Annotated in this window: 17 protein-coding genes; 12 read left to right on the top strand and 5 right to left on the bottom strand. The window is 70.0% G+C overall.

The window, feature by feature from the left end; all coding sequences use genetic code 11:
* Positions 1–8: 8 nt before the first annotated feature.
* The 10 genes from ACSFA0_RS19890 to ACSFA0_RS19845 all read left to right on the top strand — a co-directional run bounded on the left by ACSFA0_RS19890 (position 9) and on the right by ACSFA0_RS19845 (position 9496).
* Positions 9–800, top strand: coding sequence for a hypothetical protein (locus tag ACSFA0_RS19890; protein WP_435452019.1), 792 nt, complete (start codon positions 9–11; stop codon positions 798–800).
* Positions 790–1890, top strand: coding sequence for a TAXI family TRAP transporter solute-binding subunit (locus ACSFA0_RS19885; protein WP_435452018.1), 1101 nt, complete (start codon positions 790–792; stop codon positions 1888–1890). The genes ACSFA0_RS19890 and ACSFA0_RS19885 overlap by 11 nt, the downstream gene beginning before the upstream one ends.
* Before the next feature lie 119 nt (positions 1891–2009).
* Positions 2010–2597: an NAD(P)H-dependent oxidoreductase gene (locus tag ACSFA0_RS19880; RefSeq protein ID WP_435452017.1), complete on the top strand. Its 588-nt coding sequence runs from the start codon at positions 2010–2012 to the stop codon at positions 2595–2597.
* 7 nt (positions 2598–2604) lie between these two features.
* The gene (locus ACSFA0_RS19875) at positions 2605–3876 is read left to right on the top strand and encodes an amidohydrolase family protein (protein WP_435452016.1); all 1272 of its coding nucleotides are present in this window, start codon (positions 2605–2607) and stop codon (positions 3874–3876) included.
* Positions 3877–3894: 18 nt separating this feature from the next.
* On the top strand, positions 3895–4767 hold the full coding sequence (locus ACSFA0_RS19870; RefSeq protein ID WP_435452015.1) for a creatininase family protein: 873 nt from the start codon (positions 3895–3897) through the stop codon (positions 4765–4767).
* 84 nt (positions 4768–4851) lie between these two features.
* Positions 4852–5847, top strand: coding sequence for an ABC transporter substrate-binding protein (locus ACSFA0_RS19865; RefSeq protein ID WP_435452014.1), 996 nt, complete (start codon positions 4852–4854; stop codon positions 5845–5847).
* A 128-nt stretch (positions 5848–5975) separates the two neighbouring features.
* On the top strand, positions 5976–6812 hold the full coding sequence (locus tag ACSFA0_RS19860; protein WP_435452013.1) for an ABC transporter ATP-binding protein: 837 nt from the start codon (positions 5976–5978) through the stop codon (positions 6810–6812).
* Positions 6809–7651 carry an ABC transporter permease gene (locus ACSFA0_RS19855; protein WP_435452012.1) on the top strand — a complete coding sequence of 281 codons (843 nt, stop codon included), beginning with the start codon at positions 6809–6811 and terminating at the stop codon, positions 7649–7651. Before ACSFA0_RS19860 ends, ACSFA0_RS19855 begins: the two co-directional genes overlap by 4 nt.
* Before the next feature lie 13 nt (positions 7652–7664).
* A complete protein-coding gene (locus ACSFA0_RS19850) occupies positions 7665–9026 on the top strand; it encodes an FAD-binding oxidoreductase (RefSeq protein WP_435452011.1) in 1362 nt (453 codons plus the stop codon).
* The gene (locus ACSFA0_RS19845; protein ID WP_435452010.1) at positions 9023–9496 is read left to right on the top strand and encodes a RidA family protein; all 474 of its coding nucleotides are present in this window, start codon (positions 9023–9025) and stop codon (positions 9494–9496) included. The genes ACSFA0_RS19850 and ACSFA0_RS19845 overlap by 4 nt, the downstream gene beginning before the upstream one ends.
* On the opposite strand, the gene lnt is transcribed toward ACSFA0_RS19845, so the two are convergent.
* From lnt to ACSFA0_RS19830, 3 genes are all read right to left on the bottom strand, one after another.
* Positions 9481–11085: an apolipoprotein N-acyltransferase gene (lnt, locus tag ACSFA0_RS19840; RefSeq protein WP_435452009.1), complete on the bottom strand. Its 1605-nt coding sequence runs from the start codon at positions 11083–11085 to the stop codon at positions 9481–9483. The genes ACSFA0_RS19845 and lnt overlap by 16 nt on opposite strands.
* An 8-nt stretch (positions 11086–11093) precedes the next feature.
* The gene (locus tag ACSFA0_RS19835) at positions 11094–11972 is read right to left on the bottom strand and encodes an HlyC/CorC family transporter (protein ID WP_435452008.1); all 879 of its coding nucleotides are present in this window, start codon (positions 11970–11972) and stop codon (positions 11094–11096) included.
* A gap of 78 nt (positions 11973–12050) precedes the next feature.
* Positions 12051–12779, bottom strand: a complete 729-nt coding sequence (locus ACSFA0_RS19830; RefSeq protein ID WP_435452007.1) for a GNAT family N-acetyltransferase — start codon at positions 12777–12779, stop codon at positions 12051–12053.
* 347 nt (positions 12780–13126) lie between these two features.
* Between ACSFA0_RS19830 and hemE the strand changes: the two genes are divergently transcribed.
* Together hemE and priA are read left to right on the top strand one after the other, a co-directional pair.
* Complete coding sequence (gene hemE / locus ACSFA0_RS19825; RefSeq protein WP_435452006.1) at positions 13127–14230, top strand: uroporphyrinogen decarboxylase; 1104 nt, start codon at positions 13127–13129, stop codon at positions 14228–14230.
* 396 nt (positions 14231–14626) lie between these two features.
* Positions 14627–16717 carry a replication restart helicase PriA gene (gene priA / locus ACSFA0_RS19820; RefSeq protein ID WP_475539783.1) on the top strand — a complete coding sequence of 697 codons (2091 nt, stop codon included), beginning with the start codon at positions 14627–14629 and terminating at the stop codon, positions 16715–16717.
* A 27-nt stretch (positions 16718–16744) separates the two neighbouring features.
* Here the strand turns inward: priA and ACSFA0_RS19815 are convergent, their stop codons facing one another.
* The gene (locus ACSFA0_RS19815) at positions 16745–17956 is read right to left on the bottom strand and encodes an OmpA family protein (RefSeq protein ID WP_435452005.1); all 1212 of its coding nucleotides are present in this window, start codon (positions 17954–17956) and stop codon (positions 16745–16747) included.
* Positions 17953–19905 carry a serine/threonine-protein kinase gene (locus ACSFA0_RS19810; RefSeq protein ID WP_435452004.1) on the bottom strand — a complete coding sequence of 651 codons (1953 nt, stop codon included), beginning with the start codon at positions 19903–19905 and terminating at the stop codon, positions 17953–17955. Before ACSFA0_RS19810 ends, ACSFA0_RS19815 begins: the two co-directional genes overlap by 4 nt.
* Positions 19906–19990 lie beyond the last annotated feature (85 nt).

Genomic DNA, 19990 nt, shown 5'->3' with positions numbered 1-19990 from the left:
GGTCGAAGATGTCCTCCCCACCCCTCGGTATCCTGTCGTACGGATGGATGCCCGGCCCGCACCCGACGGACGCACCATCTGACGAGGCGGCGCTGGTCCAGTCGCTGCGCGACCTCGGCCAGGGCGCCGCAGACGCGCCGGACACCGTGCTGCCGCAGGACGACGCCGACGAGTCGCTGACGACAGCCTTGCCGCTCGCGGTCGTGCCGACCTACCTCCTCGCCGCCGCGACGACGGCGCACCCCGCCCTGCCGCGCAGCGCGACCCTCGCCCGCGACCCGTCGTCCGACCGCTCCGCCGACGCCCAGGCCACGCGGCGCCTGATGGTCAGCATCGTGCTCGTCCTCGGACTGTTCGGGATGGGGCTCGCGCTCGACTACTTCTATCTCGGGCGGCAGGGCCAGGGTGCGGCGCAACGTGCGTTCGAGGCCCACGTGACGCAGATGCAGGAGGCCGTGGCGCGCGGCGATTTCGCCGCGGCGGAACGCGCCCTCGGCCTGGTCGGCAGCGCGCACGCCGACGACCCGCGGGTGCAGGCGGCGCGGCAGGCCATCGGCGCCCACGAACAGACCCAGGCGCAGCGGCGCGAGCGCCTGCAGGAGGCCGCACGCCGCGCATCGCTGGCGCTGGGCTTCCATGCGCCGGCGCGCGCCGACGACCCGGTGCAGATCGTGGGCGCCATGGCACCGCAGGCACCGCAACCCGCCGACGCGGCGCAGCCGGGCGCCTGCAATGCCGCCCTGGTGGCGCTCGCCCTCTGCCAGCCGACCATCACCGCGAGGAGTGCCCATGCCCCCTGATGCCCGCCCCCTCCTTCGGCGCGTCGCGCGCGCGGCGCTGCTGCCGGGCCTGGCGCTGCTCGGTGCCGTCGCGGCATCGGCGGCCGACTACAAGATCGTCACGGCGTCGAGCACCGGCACCTACATCCAGATCGGCCGCGACCTCGCCAAGTGGGTGGCACCGTCGGCCGGCATCGGGCTCGAGGTGCTGGAGTCGAAGGGCTCGGCCGAGAACGTGCTGCGCATGCGCTACGAACCCGGCGTGAAGCTCGCGCTGGTGCAGTCCGACGTGTACCAGGCCTACCTCGACGAGGCGAAGGCGGGCAACGCGGAAGCGGGCAACATCATCCGGCCGCTGCGGCTCGTGATGCCGCTGTACGAGGAAGAGATCTACTTCGTGGTGCGGGCCGACTCGCCGCTCAACGCCATCCACGAGATCCGCGACAAGAAGATCGGCGTCGGGCCGATCGGCAGCGGCACGGCACTCACGGCGCGCACCTTGTACCAGCGCATGTTCGACATGCCGCTGCCGGCGAGCAGCGCGCAGTACCTGGCCAACGAGGAGGCGCTGGCCCAATTGACGGTAGAGAAGAGCATCGACGTGGCGGTCATCGTGGCCGGGCAGCCCGCGAAGCTCTTCACCGAAATGAAGCCGGAGGCCCGGCGCTTCATCAAGCTGCTGCGGCGCGACGACAGTGCCGCCGAGAGCGGGCGTGCCCGCGGCACCTACCAGGCCGCGACCATCCGATCGGCCAGCTATGCCAACTGGCTGGGCGCCGACGTGCCGACGCTGAGCGTGCAGGCCTACCTCGTCACCTACGACTACGGCCTGCGCGCGACGGTGGGCGACCTCACGCGCTTCGCCGACGCGCTGTGCGCCAACTTCGACCAGCTGCAGGCGCAGGGCCATCCGAAGTGGAAGCAGGTGCGGATGGAGCTGCCGCCGCTCGGGCCCGGATGGCGCTATTTCGCGCCCATGGAAAAGCGCCTGCGCGCCTGTGCCTCGCAGCGCGCCGTGACGTCGGCCGGCCTGCCGGCTCTCGGCCCGGCGCCGGTGCGCACCAAGCCCTGCACCGAGCAGGAAGTCGTGCTCGGCATCTGCCGGCGTTGACCTTGTCGGGCTGACGAGGCCGCCCGGCTCGCGCGGCCTTCGCTCCGATTCGGTGCGTGCGCGCTGGCACGCCCTTTGCATGAATCTGACCACTTGCTCTGATTAAGCGGTCAAACACCATGCGCGTGCTCGTCGTCTACTGCCATCCGGTCGAAACCAGCTTCGCTTCCGCCCTGCACCAGGAGGTGCTGGCCAACCTGCGCGCCGCCGGGCACGAGGTGGACGACTGCGACCTGTATGCCGAAGGCTTCAACCCGGTGCTCTCCCGCGAGGAACGGCTGGGCTACCACGAGGTGCCGAGCAACCGCGTTCCGCTGCAGCCCTACATCGACCGGCTGAACCGGGCCGAGGCGATCGTCTTCTGCTTCCCGACCTGGTGCTTCGGCCTGCCCGCCATGCTCAAGGGCTTCTTCGACCGGCTCTTCATGCCCGGGGTGGCCTTCGACATCAGCGACCCGGCCAACGTGAAGCCGATGCTCACGCACATCAAGCGCATCTCGGCCGTCGTGACCTACGGCCGCCCGCGCTGGGTCGCCTGGTACATGGGCGACCCGCCGCGCAAGATCGTCACGCGCTACATGAAAAGGCTCACCGGCCAGGCCGCACGTGTCGACTACCACGCGCACTACCACATGAACATCGCGACCGAGCCGCAGCTCACGCGCTTCAAGGCGCGCGTCGGCCAGGCGATGGCGCGGTTCGCCTGAGCACCGCATGCACACCCCGACCGTGATCGACAACCTGCGGCTGCCGCGCTGGCTGCTGCCGACGGACTGGCCGCAGCACGACGGCGTGCCCGTGCTGGCGCGCGTCGCCATCGACGCGGGCCGGGTGCAGTCGGTGCAGCCGGCTGCGCAAGCGCTGGCGCCGTCCGCCGCGACCTGGGACGCTGCGGGCACGCTGGCCCTGCCCGGCTTCGTCGACGCCCACACGCACCTCGACAAGGCCTTCACGCTGCCGCGCATGAAACAGGTGCAGCCGGGGCTGCTCGGCGCCATCGACGCGATGCTGAACGACCGCGTGCACTGGAGCCCGGCCGACGTGCGCGAGCGCGCGGCGCGCGGCCTGCAGTGGGCCTGGGAAAGCGGCACCACGCACCTGCGCACGCACGTCGACTGGTGGGAGCCCGACGCGACGCCGATGGCCTGGCCGGTGATGGCCGAGCTGGCGCAGGAATGGGCCGGCCGCGTGCGGCTCGAGCAGGTGAGCCTGATCAAGCTGCCGCTGTTCGAGGACGCCGACCAGGCGATGCGCCTGGCGAAGCAGGTGAAGGCGACCGGGCCGCATGCGCTGCTCGGCGGCTTCGTGCATTCCACCAACTGGAGCGAGACCGCGCTGCGCCACCTGCTGGTGGCCGCGCAGGCCTGCGAACTCGACATCGACCTGCACGTCGATGAAGAACTCAACGCCGCATCGGTCGGCCTGCAGACCACCGCCCGCCTGCTGCGCGAGATCGGCTACGAAGGCCGTGTGGTCTGCGGCCATGTCTGCGCGCTGGCGACACAGCCCGAGGCGCAGGCCCTGGCCACGCTCGACGCCGTGGCGCGCGCGCCGATCACCATCGTCTCGCTGCCCGCCACCAACCTGCTGCTGCAGGACGCCGTCACGGGCCGCACACCGCGCCTGCGCGGCATCACGCTGGTCAAGGAAGCGCGCGAGCGCGGCATTCCGCTGCTGTTCGCGAGCGACAACGTGCAGGACCCCTTCTGCCGGCTCGGCAGCTTCGACCCGGTCGAGGCGCTGGGCACCGCGGCGTTGGTGGCGCAGCTCGACGAACCCTTCGACACCTGGTCGGCCGCGCTGTGCCGCAGCGACTGGCTGCAGCGCACGCCCACCACGCGCCCGACGCTGATCGGCGCGCCGGCCGACCTGGTGCTCTTCACCGATGCCGACCGCCACGGCTGGCCCTCGCGCAGCGCCAGGCGCGTGGTGCTGCGCGACGGCGTCGTGACCCAGGGCGACGCCATGCCCTTCCTCCCCCGATAACGAACGACCAGGACACCCATGCTCCACGGCTACATCCCCCCGCACCGCTTCCTGCCCTACCTGAGCTGGACCGAGATCGACGCGCTGCCCGACCGCGAGAACACCGTCATCGTGCTGCCCTGCGGCGCCATCGAGCAGCACGGCCCGCACCTGCCCTGCTCGGTCGACAGCGTGATCAGTTCCGGCGTGATGGGCAAGGCACTCGAGAAACTCCCCGCCGACGTGCGCGCCTTCGCGCTGCCGACCATCACCTACGGCAAGTCGGAGGAGCACCTGCACTTCCCCGGCACCATGACGCTCACCGGCACCACGCTGCTCGCGACCATCATCGAGATCGGCGAGTCGGTCTACCGCTCGGGCTTTCGCAAGCTGTTGTTCGCCAACGGCCACGGCGGCCAGCCGCAGGTGCTGGAGATGGCCGCGCGCGAACTGCGCCTGCGCCATGGCGACTTCGTGGTGGTGCCGCACGGCGTGTCGCGCCTGCCCAGCGCCGCCAGCCAGCAGGTGAGCGAGCAGGAGAAGAAGCTCGCCATGCACGCCGGCCATTCGGAGACGGCACTGATGCTGGCGCTGGCGCCCGAGACGGTGCACATGGAACGCGCCGCGGCCAACTTTCCGCCACCCTTCCCGATCAAGCTGCTGTCGCCCGACGGCCGCCCGGCCTGCGCCTGGACGGCGCGCGACTTCGGCCCGAGCGGCGTCATCGGCGACCCGACCAGCGCCACGCGCGCGCAGGGCCTGGAGATCCTCGACACGCTGTCCGACAGCTGGGTGCAGGCGCTGACCGAGCTGTACGCGCTGCGCTGGATCGTGCGCGACGAGCCCACCTGGGGCCGCGGCCACCAGACCGGCTTCATCCAGACCGGCGAGGGGCTGCGCCATCACGCCTGAGGCGCGCTCCTTGCATTGCCCCTTCGTCTTTCACTCGTCTTTCCCACGCATTTTCTTCACCCCGCACTTCGAGAGGTCCACTCCATGCGCCAACCTTCCGTCTCCCGTCTCGCCTCCCTCGCCGGCGCCGCCGCGCTGGCCTTCGCCGCCGCGGCGCCCGCCCAGGCGCAGGACAAGTTCACCTACATGACCAACTGGTACGCGCAGGCCGAGCACGGCGGCTTCTACCAGGCCGTGGCCGAAGGCATCTACCAGAAGCACGGGCTGGACGTGACCATCAAGATGGGCGGCCCGCAGGTCAACATCACGCAGATGATGGCGGCCGGCCAGGCCGACTGCATCATGGGCTCGAGCGACATCCAGATGATGCAGGTGCGCGAAGGCGGCGTGCCGGTCGTCACCGTGGCGGCCTTCTTCCAGAAAGACCCGCAGGTGTTGATCGCGCACGAGGACGTGACGAAGTTCGAGCAACTCAAGGGCAAGACGCTGCTGATCGGCGCCCAGGCACAGCGCGGCTACTGGCCGTGGTTGAAGGCCAAGTTCGGCCTCACCGACGAGCAGACCCGCCCCTACACCTTCAACATCCAGCCCTTCGTGGCCGACAAGAACGCCGCGCAGCAGGGCTACCTGACCTCGGAGCCCTATGCCATCCAGAAGGCCGGCGTGAAGGCCAACGTGCTGATGTTCAGCGACCACGGATTCCCAGCCTATGCGACCACCGTGTCGTGCATGGACAAGACCGTGAAGGACCGCAGCAAGCAGGTCGCGGCCTTCGTCAAGGCCTCGGCCGAAGGCTGGAAGAGCTACCTGGCGAACCCCGCGCCGGCCAACGCGCTGATCAAGAAAGACAACCCCAATATGACCGACGACCAGCTGGCCTACAGCGTCGCCAAGCTCAAGGAGATGGGGATGATCACCGGCGGCGACGCGGCCAAGCTGGGCATCGGCGTCATCACCGACACGCGCGCCAAGGCGAGCTACGACTTCCTCGTCGCCTCGAAGCTGCTGGACCCCGCCAAGATCGAACTGGCCAAGACCTACACCACCGAGTTCATCAAGGACGCCAAGGTCATTCCTTGAGCTCGCCCCCAGGCTTCGCGCACTTCGTGTCGCTTCGCCAACCCCCTACCGGGGGCAACACCAGCGGCCCGGCAAAGCCGGTTCCGCGGTGTTCCACGACAAAGCCGCACTCAGGAGAACCGACCGTCATGAACCGCGTCGAACCCGACACCCTCGCACCGCCGACGGACCTGGCCCACGCCACGCCAGCGGTGGAGATCCTGTCCGCCGAGAAGACCTACCCGAACGGCACGCAGGCCCTGCTGCCGGTGGACCTGAAGATCGCCGAGGGCGAGTTCATCACCTTGCTCGGCCCCTCGGGCTGCGGCAAGAGCACGCTGCTGAAGATGGTGGCCGGCATGCTGGAACCCACCGACGGCCGCCTGCTGGTGTGGCGCAAGCCGGTGCAGCAGATCGACGAGAGCGGCCGCAAGATGGCCTTCGTGTTCCAGTCGCCCACGCTGATGCCCTGGGCCAGCGTGCAGACCAACGTGCGCCTGCCGCTCGACCTGGGCGGCGTGCCCCGCCAGGAGGCCGACGCGCGCGTGGCCGAGGCGCTCGAACTGGTCGGGCTCGACAAGTTCGCCGGCGCCCTGCCGCGCGCGCTGTCGGGCGGCATGCAGATGCGCGTGTCGATCGCCCGCGGGCTGGTCACGCAGCCCGACCTGCTGCTGATGGATGAGCCCTTCGGCGCGCTCGACGAGATCACGCGCCACCGGCTCGACGCCGACCTGCTCGACCTGTGGCACAAGAAGAAGCTCACCGTGATCTTCGTGACCCACTCGATCCACGAGGCCGTGTTCCTGTCGAGCCGCGTGATCATGATGGCCGCGCGGCCCGGCCGGGTGGTGGAGCAGTTCAGCATCGACGAACCCTACCCGCGCACGCCCGACTTCATGGTGTCGCCGCAATTCAGCCGCTACGCCAAGCAGCTGCAGGACAGCCTGCTGCGTGCGAGCAACGCCCACGAGGAGTCGAGCCGATGAGCGCCGTCACATCCCATGCATCCGGTTCGCGCCCTGCCGTGCGCGTGCCCTTTCTCCAGCAGCCGCGCGTGCAGCGCGTGTTCTATCCGGTCATGGTCGGCGTCGTGCTGGTCGCGATCTGGCAGGGCCTGGTCACCGGCATGGAACTGCCACCGTACCTGGTGCCGTCGCCCTACCTGATGATGGAAACGCTCATCAAGGACTGGGTGCCGCTCGGCAATGCCCTGCTGGTCACGCTGAAGATCACGCTGCTGTCCTTCGTGCTGGCGACGGTCGCGGGCGTGCTGATCTCCTTCCTGTTCGTGCAGAGCAAGCGCATCGAAACGGCCCTGTTCCCGTACGCCGTGCTGCTGCAGGTGACACCCATCGTCGCGGTCGCGCCGCTGATCATCATCTGGGTGAAGAACCCGGTGGCCGCGATGACCGTGTGCGCCGCGCTGGTGGCGCTGTTCCCGATCATCGCCAACACCACGCTCGGCCTGCGCAGCATCGACCCCGACCTGCAGAGCTACTTCAAGCTCAACCGCGCGACACGCTGGCAGCAGCTGGTGCGGCTGCGCATCCCGAGCGCGCTGCCGTACTTCTTCGGCGGGCTGCGCATCTCCAGCGGCCTCGCGCTCATCGGCGCGGTGGTGGCGGAATTCGTCGCTGGCACCGGCGGCTCGGGCGCGGGCCTGGCCTACCAGATCCTGCAGGCCGGCTTCCAGCTCAACATCCCGCGCATGTTCGCGGCCCTGCTGCTCATCTCGCTCACCGGCGTGGGCCTGTTCGTGCTGATGGCGTGGCTCTCGAAGCTCGCCCTCGGCTCCTGGCACGCCAGCGAGTTATCCAACGACTGACACGACCCTTGCCATGAACGCTCCCGTCTCCGCCATCGAGCAACTGCAGCTCGAACTCCCCGACCTCGAATGGATCAACGACCCGGGCCGCGTGGCCCGGCTGTCGCAGGACTTCGCCTGGTTCAGCCCTGTGCTCAAGCGCCAGCTGGAAGACAAGCGCGCCGACACCGTGGTGCGCCCGCGCACCGAGGACGAGATCCGCCGCCTGGTCGGCGCCTGTGCGCGCCGCAAGCTGCCGATCACCATCCGCGGCAGCGGCACCGGCAACTACGGCCAGACGACACCGCTCGCCGGTGGCGTGGTGCTCGACATGACCGCCTACAACGCGATGTGCTGGGTGCGCGGCGGCACGGCCCGCGCACAGGCGGGCATCCGGCTGGGCGACATCGAGAAGGCGACGCGGCCCACGGGCCACGAGTTCCGCTGCATCCCCTCGACCTTCCGCAGCGCCACGCTGGGCGGGCTGTTCGGCGGTGGCTTCGGCGGTGTCGGCTCGATCAACTACGGGCCGCTCGGCGCGCCGGGCAATGTGCTGGGCATCCGCGCGATGAGCATCGAGCCCGAGCCGCAGATCGTCGAGCTGCGCGGTGCCGAGGCGCTGCGCATGCACCACCTGTGGGGCACCAACGGCCTGGTGCTGGAGGTCGAAGTGGCGCTGGCGCCGGCGCGGCCATGGCTGGAAACGCTGGTCACCTTCGAGCGCTTCAACACCGCGCTGGGCTTCGCCGATGCGCTGGCGCGCGCGCCGGGCATCGACAAGCGCGAGGTCGCCTTCTTCGGCAGCCCGGTGCCCGACCATCTGGGCCAGCTCGCCGAGTACCTGCCGAAGGGCTGCCATGCGGTGCTCTCGCTGGTCGACGAGCCGGCGGAAGACGCGTTGAAGGACCTGGTCGCCGCACACGGCGGCACCGTGACCTACCGGCGCGACGCCGCCGAGGTGGCCAAGAGCAACCGCACGCTGATGGAGTTCACCTGGAACCACACGACGCTGCATGCGCTGCGCATCGACAAGTCGCTGACCTACCTGCAAAGCAGCTTCACGCCCGGACAGCACGTCCAGCAGATCACCGAGATGGAAGCACTGCTGGCGGGCGAGGTGCTGATGCACGCCGAGTTTCTGCGCAACATGGACGGCCTGCTGACCTGCAGCGCCCTGCAGTTGGTGCGCTTCACGACCGAGGAACGGTTGAACGAGATCATCGCCATCCACCGCGACCGCGGCGTGCGCATCAACAACCCGCACACCTTCATCGTGGAAGACGGCAAGGCCGGCGGCGCACTGCCGCCGGAGATCCTCGCGGTGAAGCAGCGCTTCGACCCGCTGGGGCTGCTCAACCCGGGCAAGCTGCGCGACTGGCCGGTGGTGTCTTCATGAGTTCGGGCAACGTGCCTGTCATGGGCGCGCCCATGGCCAACTACGCCGCCGCCAAGCGCGTCGGCGACTTCGTCTTCATGAGCGGCGTGGTGGCGGTCGACCCGGCACGGCGCCAGGCGGTTTCTTCGTACGACGACCTGCCACCCATCGCCCGCGACGAACTGCGCACACTGGGCTACGTCACCGGCCAGATGTCGGTCGACGTGTACGAGGCGCCCATCGTCGCGCAGAGCTGGTTCGTGCTCGAACGCATCCGCCAACTGGCGGCGGAGCACGGCGGCAGCATGGCCGACGTGGTGAAGCTGGTGCAGTACTTCCGCGACATCCGGCAGTACCCCGCGTACAACCGCGTGCGCGGCTTGTTCTACCCGGGCGAGCCGCCCGTCAGCACGGTGGTCGAGGTGTCGCGCTTTCTGCCGGGCGACGCGCTGGTGATCGAGGTCGAGGCGACGGCTTACCTGCCGCGCTGAGCGCCTCGGCGTCGCTGCCAAACGGCGACGCCCACCACCAGCAGCGACAGGCCCCACAACGGCCACAGCCCGAAGCGCGACACCCACACCGCATAGGGCGTGAGGCCGGCGCGGCCCTCGACCTCGGCCGTGAGCACGCCGCGCGTGAGGCGCGGCAGCGCAGCCGTGACGCGGCCGCGGTGGTCGATGACGACGGTGGCGCCGGTGTTGGTCGAGCGCACCATCGGCCGCGCGAACTCGAGTGCGCGCATGCGCGAGATGGCCAGGTGCTGGTCGATGGCGACGGTGTCGCCGAACCACGCGATGTTGCTGACGTTGAGCAGGATCGTCGGTGCGCTGGCCGCATCGCGAAAGTTGGCGCCGATCTCGTCGCCGAACAAGTCCTCGTAGCAGATGTTCGGCGCGATGCGCTGGCCCTGCCACACGAACGGCGCCTGTGCCAAGCCGCCGCTGCGGAAGTCGCCCAGCGGGATGTTCATCAGGTCGGTGAACCAGCGGAACACGCGTGGCACGAATTCGCCGAAGGGCACCAGGTGGTGCTTGTCGTAGCGGTAGGGCTGCGCCTCGCCCGGCTTGAAGCCCAGCACCGAGTTCTGATAGACGGTGGCACCGCGGTTCGCGCCGTCCGTGCCGACCACCGGCAGCCCGACGATGGCCGCCTGCGTGCCGCTGGCATAGCGCGCCGCGATCGCATCGAGATAGCCCGGCGGCAGCTGCGATGACAGCAACGGCAGCGCTGTTTCCGGCGTGATCACCAGAGGCGCGGTGGCGTCGCGCAACTGCTCGCCGTACCAGCGCAGTGCGGTGGCGATGCCGCCGCTGGGGATGAACTTCTCGTCCTGCGGGATGTTGCCTTGCAGCAGCGCCACGCCGAGCTTGCCGCGGGCGTTGGACGGGGCATCCGGGTCATCACGCAGCAGGTCGAGCGCGTAGGGCGCCACGACCAGCACGGCGATCAGCGCTGCAGCCGCTGGCCACATGGGGCCGCGCCGCGCCAGAACGGCCAGCGCCGCGATCGCTGCGGCCACCGCGCCGATGCCGTACACGCCGAGCCACGCCGCATGCACCGCCAACGGGCCGTCGACATGCGCATAGCCGCCCGCGCCCCACGGGAAGCCGGTGAACCAGCTGCCGCGCAGCAATTCACCCAGCGTCCAGAGCGCGGCGAACAGGACGGCCGCGCCCACCGGGTGCCGCGGCGCGGCCGCAACGAACACGCCGCAGGCCACCGCGTAGTACAGCGCGAGCGCTGCCGCCAGTGCCAGCACGGCCGTGGCCGCGATGGGCGCCGCCATCCCGCCGTAGGTGTGCATCGACACGAAGAGCCACCAGAAGGTGCCGCAGAGCCAGACGGTGGTGAAGAGCCAGCCGTGCAGTGCGGCGCTGCGCCAGCGTTTCGGCCGCGGGTCGGCGCGCAGCCCATCGAGCTGCCACACCAGCACCGCCAGCGAGAGCAGCTGCAGCCACCAGAGCGGGCGACCGTTCCATGGCGCGGCGATGGATGCGGCCTGCGCAAGGCCCGCCCCGGCGAAGAGCGCGATGCGGGAAAGGAAGGCGACGCGCGAAGGCGCAGGGCCCGCCGCGGCCATCGACGCGCTCAATCGGATGCGTCGCTGCCGCGCGCCGGCGAGACCTTGAACCAGCGCACGGCGCCGCCCTTGGTGTGCAGCACGACGAAGTCGAAGCCGCCGAGCGCATGGTGCTCGCCCTTCTTCGGGACGTGGCCCATCTCGTGCGCGACCAGGCCGCCGATGGTGTCGAAGTCTTCGCTGAGCGCTTCTTCGTCGAAGGTGATGCCGAAGGCCTCGGCCACGCGCTCGATGGGCGTGTCGCCCGACACCCGGTAGGTGTGGTCGGCCAGACCGAAGATGTCGCCCTCGTCCTCGGCGATGTCGAACTCGTCCTCGATCTCGCCGACGATCTGCTCGAGCACGTCTTCGATGGTGATGAGGCCAGCCACGCGGCCGAACTCGTCGATGACGATCGCCAGGTGGTTCCGGTTGCCGCGGAACTCGCGCAGCAGGTCGTTCAGGCCCTTGCTCTCGGGCACGAAGGCCACCGGCCGCAGCAACGCGCGAATGTTCAGGCCCGGCGCACGCTGCAACTTGAGCAAGTCCTTCGCGAGCAGGATGCCGATGATGTTTTCCTTCTCGCCCTCGTACACCGGGAACCGCGAGTGCGCGGTGTCGATCACCCCGTGCAGCAGAGTGTCGTACGGCGAGTCGATGTTGATCAGGTCCATGCGCGGTGCGGCGACCATCACGTCGCCGGCCGTCATGTCGGCCATGCGCAGCACCCCTTCGAGCATGACGCGCGACTCGGCGCCGATCACGTCGTTGTCTTCGGCATCGGCCAGGGTTTCGATCAGCTCGTCTCGAGAATCCGGTCCGGGGTGGATGAATTCGGCGAGCTTTTGAAGGAAGCCGCGTTTGTCTTCCCGTTCGACGGGCGTGCGTTCAGGGTGAGGATCGGCCACTGCGGGAGGGCGGAGTTGGGGAGGCGCAAGGATACCGGATTGACGTGACGCGTTGCTTGCGGCACTCGCGGCGCCGGGTCAGGGCGACGACTTATCGCGCGCGGCGCGCATGCCGCTGCGCACTTCCTGCACCCCGGCCAGGAAGGACCAGAACTGCTTGGCGCGGGCCTTCCACTGGTAGTCGACTTCGGCGAAGTGTTCCAGGGCGATCTCGTTGAGGCGGCTGTCGAGCGTGGGCGAGGGCAGCTGCAGGTGCGCCTCCGACTCGGAACCGCTGCGCACCACCGTCGCGCCGGCCTTGCGCGCGATCTTCAGCATCGCGGCGTTCTCGCTCAGCGCATGAATGAACAGCATCCCGACGCCTTCGTTGCGGGCGACCACGACGGCGCGCTCGAACAGACGGGCGCCGTAGCCGCGGCCACGCGCATGGCTCGCCACGGAAACGCCGAACTCGGCGCATTCGCGCGGCTGGCCGCTCGGTGCGAAGGCCAAGTGCGCCATGGCGATCAGCTCGAGGCGGCGGTTGTAGATGCCGAAGAGCTCGTCGCGCTCGAAGTCGAGGCCGTCGGCGTAGCGCTGGACCTGCTCGTCCGATGCGGCGTAGCCGAAGCGCAGGTAGCGATCCTGCGGGCTCAGTGCCAGCAGGTGCGAGGCGATGCGGCCGCGCTCGCGCGGGCCGATGCTGCGGATGGGCACCATCACAGGTGCCGGCGTGGCGCGACCGCGCGCCTGGGCCTCGACGACAGGGGCCTTCAGGAAGGATCCGAGTCCGAGCGAGGCGCGGAGAAAGGCCTTGGCGGGGTTCATGCGTCGAATATAAGGGTTTATCCCTAGATCACAAGATACCGGTTTCACAGAGCGAGACGAAGCGCGCGGTTTGGCACGGTTGCGTCGCCAGATTCCAAAAAACGTTGCGTTCGCGCATCCTTCTGCACGGCCGCACGGTCCGCAACCACACGCGTGCGCGGCGGAGCTTGGGCGCAAAGCCGACGGGGGTCAAGACACGTTCGACGAAACCCTCGTCGCATGGGGCGCCGCCGGGATGTGGATTTCGAGCGTGTCCGGCATCGTGGGTGCGCGGCGAGACGCCGGTCGCGCCCTGCACTGACACCGCGCATGCGCGGAGCGTCGCTGCGATCCTCGACAATCGCCGGATGCCCTTCGCCCCTCTGCAAAACGACACCTTCCTGCGCGCCTGCTGGCGCCAGGCGACCGACCACACCCCCATCTGGCTGATGCGCCAGGCCGGGCGCTACCTGCCGGAGTACGTCGCGACACGTGCCAAGGCCGGGAGCTTCATGGGCCTGGCCACCAACGTGGACTACGCCACCGAGGTGACGCTGCAGCCGCTGGCGCGCTTTCCGCTCGATGCGGCCATCCTGTTCTCCGACATCCTGACCGTGCCCGACGCGATGGGCCTCGGCCTGTCCTTCGAGGCCGGTGAAGGCCCGCGCTTCGCCCGACCGGTGCGCGACGAAGCCGCCATCGCGGCGCTCACGGTGCCCGACCTCGACAAGCTGCGCTACGTGTTCGACGCGGTCGCCTCCATCCGCCGCGCGCTGGACGGCCGCGTGCCGCTGATCGGCTTTTCCGGCAGCCCCTGGACGCTGGCCTGCTACATGGTCGAAGGCGCCGGCTCGAGCGACTACCGGCTGGTGAAGTCGCTGATGTACAGCCGCCCCGACCTGATGCACCGCCTGCTGACGGTGAACGCCGACGCCGTGGCCGCCTACCTGAACGCGCAGATCGATGCCGGCGCCCAGGCCGTGATGCTGTTCGACAGCTGGGGCGGCGTGCTGGCCGACGGCGCCTTCCAGGAATTCAGCCTGGCCTACACGGCGCGGGTGCTGGCGCAGCTGAAGCGCGACGGCGCCGATGGCACGCCAGTGCCGCGCATCGTCTTCACCAAGGGCGGTGGCCTGTGGCTCGATGCCATGCGCGCGCTGGACTGCGAGGTACTGGGGCTCGACTGGACGGTCAACCTCAGCGCCGCGCGTGCGAAGGTCGGCGAAGGCGCGCAGGGCAAGGCGCTGCAGGGCAACATCGACCCCAACGTGCTGTTCGCGCCACCAGCGCGCATCGAGGCCGAGGTGGCCAAGGTGCTGCAGAGCTTCGGCACACCGCATGCAGACCGCACGCAGCCCGGCGCGACCCACATCTTCAACCTCGGACACGGCATCAGCCAGTTCACGCCGCCAGACCATGTGGCCGCGCTGGTCAGCGCTGTCCACACGCAGTCGAGGCTGCTGCGGGCATGAGCGCTCGCTTGCACTTTTTCACAGTTTGATGACAAGTAAGCCAAAAGTGTTGTTTCGGGATTTGTCAAGCGAATCGGCCCGGCGCGGTCGACTTATGCACAAAACATTTGTTGCGGCGCGCCAAATTGTCCGAGGGATCCACCCCCCTGCTCCCAAAGCGATAGCGCCGCTAAGTCGTTGATTCATAAGGAATCGGCGTGATGCTTTTTTTGCGGGCAGTCTAGTCGGAGCCTTGATTTTCAAGGGCTGGCGGCGCGTGGCGCCGAGATATCAACAAAGTTATCCACAGATTCTCTGGACGAAATGCAAACCATAAGCAAATCAACCACTTAAGGCATTTTGCTCAAAGTCGCTTTAACTGAGAAAGGTTTCCCAGCCCCCGCGGGTGCGTGGCGAATCGAGGTCGCGCTGCACACGCCAGCGCATGCCGCGCTGGACGACCGGCTCAGCTACACCGCCCCGACCGCCCTGCCCGCCGGCGCGCTGGTGCGCGTGCCGCTGGGCCGGCGCGAGGTGCTGGGCGTGGTGTGGCACGCCGTGCCGTCGGACACCGACGCCTCGGATGCGGGCGCCTTGGCACTCAAGCCCATCACCGCCGTGCTCGACGACCTGCCTCCGCTGGGCGACGCCTGGCGCGCACTCGTGGCCTTCGCCGCCCGCTACTACCAGCGTTCGCTGGGTGAGATCGCCCTGGCCGCGCTGCCGCCCCAGTTGCGCGACCTGAGCGGCGTTCAGCTGGCGCGGCGGCTGAAGCGGCGCCGGGCCGACCCCGCCGATGCGGCAGCCGACGCGGCGCCGGCGGCCGACGCCACACCGGAGCAGGCCGAGGCGCTGCGCCGCATCGAGGCCGAGGCCGGGCCCTTCCTGCTCTTCGGCAGCACCGGCAGCGGCAAGACCGAGGTCTACCTGCAGGCCGTCGCCCGCCTGCTGGCGCGCGCGCCCGACGCCCAGGCGCTGGTGATGGTGCCGGAGATCAACCTCACGCCGCAGCTGGAGGCGCGCTTCCGCGCGCGTTTCGGCAGCGAGGCGGTGGTGTCGCTGCACAGCGGCATGACCAACCCGCAGCGCCTGGCGAGCTGGCTGGCGGCCCACGCCGGGCAGGCGCGCATCGTGCTGGGCACCCGCATGGCGGTGTTCGCGTCGATGCCGACGCTGCAGCTCATCGTGGTCGACGAGGAGCACGACCCGAGCTACAAGCAGCAGGAAGGCGCCCGCTATTCGGCGCGCGACCTGGCGGTGTGGCGCGGCCGGAACGAAGGCGCCAAGGTGATCCTCGGCTCCGCCACGCCCTCGCTCGAGAGCTGGCACCAGAGCCGCCCGGCCGAAGGCGACGACCCGGGCGGGCGCTACGTGCGCCTGGCGATGCCCTCGCGCGTCGGCGCCGGCGCGCTGCCCGCGGTGCGGCTGGTCGACATGGCGCTGCAGCCGCCGAAGACGGTGCTGTCGGCCGGACTGCTCGACGCCATCGGCCAGCGCATCGCCCGCGGGGAGCAGAGCATGGTCTTCCTGAACCGCCGCGGCTATGCGCCGGTGCTGGCCTGCGGCGACTGTGGCTGGAAGAGCGAATGCCCGCACTGCAGCGCCTACCGCGTGTTCCACAAGATCGACCGCACGCTGCGCTGCCACCACTGCGGCTTCGCCGAACGCGTGCCGCGCGCCTGTCCGGCCTGCGGCAACCCGGACATCGCGCCGGTCGGCCGCGGCACGGAGCAGTTGGAAGAACACCTGGCCGCGCTGCTCGCACCGGTGCAGCGGCCCGACGGCAGCCCGGTGCGCGTGGCCCGGATCGACGCCGACAGCACGCGCAAGCAGGGTGCGCTGGAATCGCAACTGGCCGCCGTGCATGCCGGCGATGTCGACGTGCTGGTGGGGACGCAGATGATCGCCAAGGGGCACGACTTCCGGCGCATCACGCTGGTGGCGGCGGTCAACCCCGACGGGGCGCTGTTCTCGAGCGACTTCCGCGCACCGGAGCGCCTCTTCAGCCTGCTGATGCAGTCGGCCGGCCGGGCCGGGCGCGATGCGGCCTACCTGGCCGCCCAGGGCGCAACCGCCGAGATGTGGATCCAGACCAGCCACCGCGACCACCCGCTGTTCGCCGCGCTGCGGCGCCACGACTACCCGTCCTTCGCCCAGGGCGAACTGGCCGAGCGCCGGGCGGCGGCGATGCCGCCCTTCGCCTACCAGGCGCTGCTGCGTGCCGACGCCAAGACGCAGGAGGCGGCGCAGGCTTTCTTGAATGCCGCGAGCACCGCAGCCGACGTGCTGGAAGGCGCCGATCGCGTCACGCGCTACCCGGCCGTGCCGCTGGCCATTCAGCGCGTGGCCAATGTCGAGCGGGCGCAGATGCTGGTGGAAAGCGGCTCGCGCGCCGCGCTGCAGCGCCTGCTGGCGCAGTGGCAGCCGCTGCTGCACGGCCTGCGGCGCACGCCCGAGGGCAAGGGCGTGATCCGCTGGTTGATCGACGTCGACCCGCAGCAGATCTGAGGCGGGCCGATGCCGCGGCGGGCGGGCTCAGGCGCCGCAGCCGACGATCTTGAACTCCACGCGCCGGTCGAGCGCATCGACCGCGTCGTCGGTGCCGCTGCCGATGATGTTTTCGCGGAAGCCCTTGCCCGAGGCGCGGGTGCGGTTGCCCAGCGCGGCGGCTTCGGCCACCAGCTTCTGGCGGATCACGTTCGCACGCTGCATCGACAGCGCGTCGTTCACCGGCTCGGTGCCGGTTCGGCTGGTATGGCCGACCACGTCGAGGCAGACGGCGGCCTCGGTGCTGCGCCCGGCGATCTGGCGCAGCCACATCACGTAGGGACCGCTCACCTTCGGATCAGCCCAGAACTCCGTCGTGCCGGGGCGGAACAGGAACTTCACGCCCAGCTGCTTGTTTCGGATGCCGTAGTCGACGATCTTCGAGAAGGCCTGCTCGGCCTCGGCGGTCCGCTCCAGCTTGACTGCGCTGAGGTAGATGCCGCTGAGGACGCGCAACTGGTCGCCGGCAGGCAAGGCGCCGGCGGCGTTGTACTTGGCCGCGGCTTCCTGATAGCGGGCGGCGTTGTACAACTTGGTGGCCTCGTCGATCACGGGTGCCACGGCAATCCGTTCCAGGTACTGGGGATCGGCGCGTTGGCCGGGTGGCGTCGCCGTGGTGCGCACATAGCCGTCGATCACCCGATCCTTCGCCAGCACCGGGCTGTCCTGGTCGTAGACGAGCGGGGTGGAATCGACGCCGCGCTCCAGCGCCAGCGCAGACGCCTGGGCCACCACGTTGCCGCTGCGCACGTCGGTGAGCGCCAGCCGGACCGTCAACGGGCCCGCGACGCCGACCGCCTGACGGCTGAGCGTACCGGTCAGCAGGTAGGTGGCCTTCGCGAGGTTCTCCGGGAGAAACGGCAAGATCTGCACCGTGTCGTGACCGGCCGCGAGCCGATCCGCCACGCGGCGCTGCAGCGTCTGCGTGGCCACGGTTTGCTGGCCCGTGCCGGCGTCGATCATCGGGTCGAGCACCAAGCTGCGCTTCGACAGGAAGCCGACCATGCTGGTGGTCTGCGCCATGAGCGCGTCGGTGGCCTGCACGGCCGCCTGGTCCAGCGGCAGCGGCGTGGTCGAACGGCTGGCCTGCGGCGTCGCGCAGCCGGCCAGTGTGAGGCCGGCCAGCAGGGCGGCAGATGCCAGCGCACCGTGAAGCAAGCGCTTCGCGGCCGTGGTGGCGGTGGTGATAGTCATGGTCATGGTCGACACTCCCTGGTGAGAAAAGACAGTTCTGCGGGGCGCAGCGGTTCGAGCGAGGCGCGCTGAAGCAACTCGGCGCAGCGCCGCTTGGAGTCGGCGCTATCGGCGGCCTGGGGCTTGGCAGGTTCGCGCGCCGGTCGGACCGGCACCGGCTCGCGCGGTACCGCAACCGGTGCGGGTGCGGGTGCGGGTGCGGGTGCGGGCGCGGGCGCGGGCGCGGGTGCGGGCCTCGGTGCCGGTGCAGGTGCAGGCGTCGATGCCGGTGCCGGTGCCGCAGCGCTTGCTGGACGCGGCACAGGGGGCTTCGGAGCCGGCGCGGAGACAGCGGCCGCCGCGGACGGCTTGACGGGCGCCGGCTTCTGCGGGGGTGCTGCGGCAGGAGCGGCCAGCGTCGGTGCCTCGCGTGGCGGGGGCAAGGCGGCCGGCAGTGCCGGGGGTACCGACGGCGTGCGCCACGCATCGAAGGCCCAGACACCGGCAGCGATCAGCAGCACCGCGGCCAGCATCGGGGGCCACCACCGCCTGCGCGCGGGCTGCGTTTCGGCCGCGGCGACCGGCGCCGGGCCGTCCCGGTCCGATAGCGTGGGCATGGGCACCGGCACCGGCACTGGCACCGCATCGGGCGCCGGTTCGGCGACGGGCGGGGCCGCCTCCACGACGGCATCGGGCGGCGTCTCCAGCGCCATCGGCGCGGTATCCGGTCCGATCTCCACGGTCAGGTCGATGTCCGTGGCCGGGTCCGCGGCCTCGTCGGTTTCGGTGTCGGCATCGGGGGCGGCCGGCGTCACGAACGCACGCTGCGGCGCCACCTCCGACCACGACGCGTGCGTGGCGTGCGGCCCGTTCAGCCGCTTCCAGAAAGCCGCCGCGCTCGCGGGGCGATCTGCAGGGCGCAGCGCGAGCGCCGCGTCGATGGCCTCGAGGAAATGGGCGCTGTAGCCGGCATGGGTACCGCGAGAAAGCGGCTTGTGCCGATCGTCGATCCAGCGCTCGACCGCCGGCGTCGGTGGCGCGCCGGTGATGGCCGCGTACACCACGCCCGCCAGCGCGTACAGATCGGTCCAGGGACCCTGCTTGAGCGCCGACGCGTCGCCGTATTGCTCGATGGGCGCATAGCCGGGCTTGATGACCACCGTGGGCGACGCCACGGCCTGCCCCACGACGCGGCGCGCGGCGCCGAAATCGAGCAGCAGCGGCCCGGCGGGCGTGAGCAGGATGTTGTCCGGCGCAATGTCGCGGTGGTAGCAGTGCACCGAATGCAGCGTGCTCAGCGCGTGCAGCAGCGGACGCAGCCAGCCGAGCAGTTCTTCCTCCGTGGGCGGGCGGCCGAGTGTTTCGAGGGCGTGCGCGAGCGTCGGGCCTTCGTAGAAAGGCATGACCATGTAGGCCGTCCCGTTGCCTTCCCAGAAGCGCAGCACTTTCACCAGCGAGGGGTGGTCGAAGCGCGCCAGCAGGCGGGCCTCGTTGATGAAGCTGCGCAATCCGGTGCCGAAGGCGTCGGCGTGGCGCTGCGACTTCACCATCACGGCTTGCGAACTGGCCCGCGATGCCAGCGTCGCGGGCAGGTACTCCTTGATCGCCACGTGGCGTTCGAGCGTCGCGTCGTAGGCCAGGTAGACGATGCCGAAGCCGCCCTCGCCGATCAGGCCCACGATCTCGTAGTCGAGCAGACGTGCGCCTTCGGGCAAGGGGTGGAGGCTGGTGAGCCGGGGGCCGTCGGGCGGGGGCGTCAGGCCCAGCGCCGCCATGTCGCCCAGCACGGTGGGTGGATCGATGCGCGGCGGCGGTGGACTGTCGGCCACGGCACCGGAGGCGACCGGTACCGCGACGCGTTGCCGCCGCGTCATGGCGCGCCCCGCCGTTCCGGCGGCCACGCCTGCGCGAGCCCGATGGTGGCGGCCGGACCGCGCGTCGGCGGCCGGCAGGTGCACGCGCCGGGCGCGCGGCATCCTTCGATGCGAACTTGCGTCGCTGTCATGAGACTCCCTGTTTTGCGGGCGACTCTAGCAGCGACTGAGTACCAAAGCACTCAAA

This window comes from Variovorax restrictus (genome assembly GCF_051216715.1).
In the GTDB taxonomy this organism is placed as follows: Bacteria; Pseudomonadota; Gammaproteobacteria; order Burkholderiales; family Burkholderiaceae_C; genus Variovorax.
This window is presented reverse-complemented; position numbering and strand designations above follow the sequence as displayed.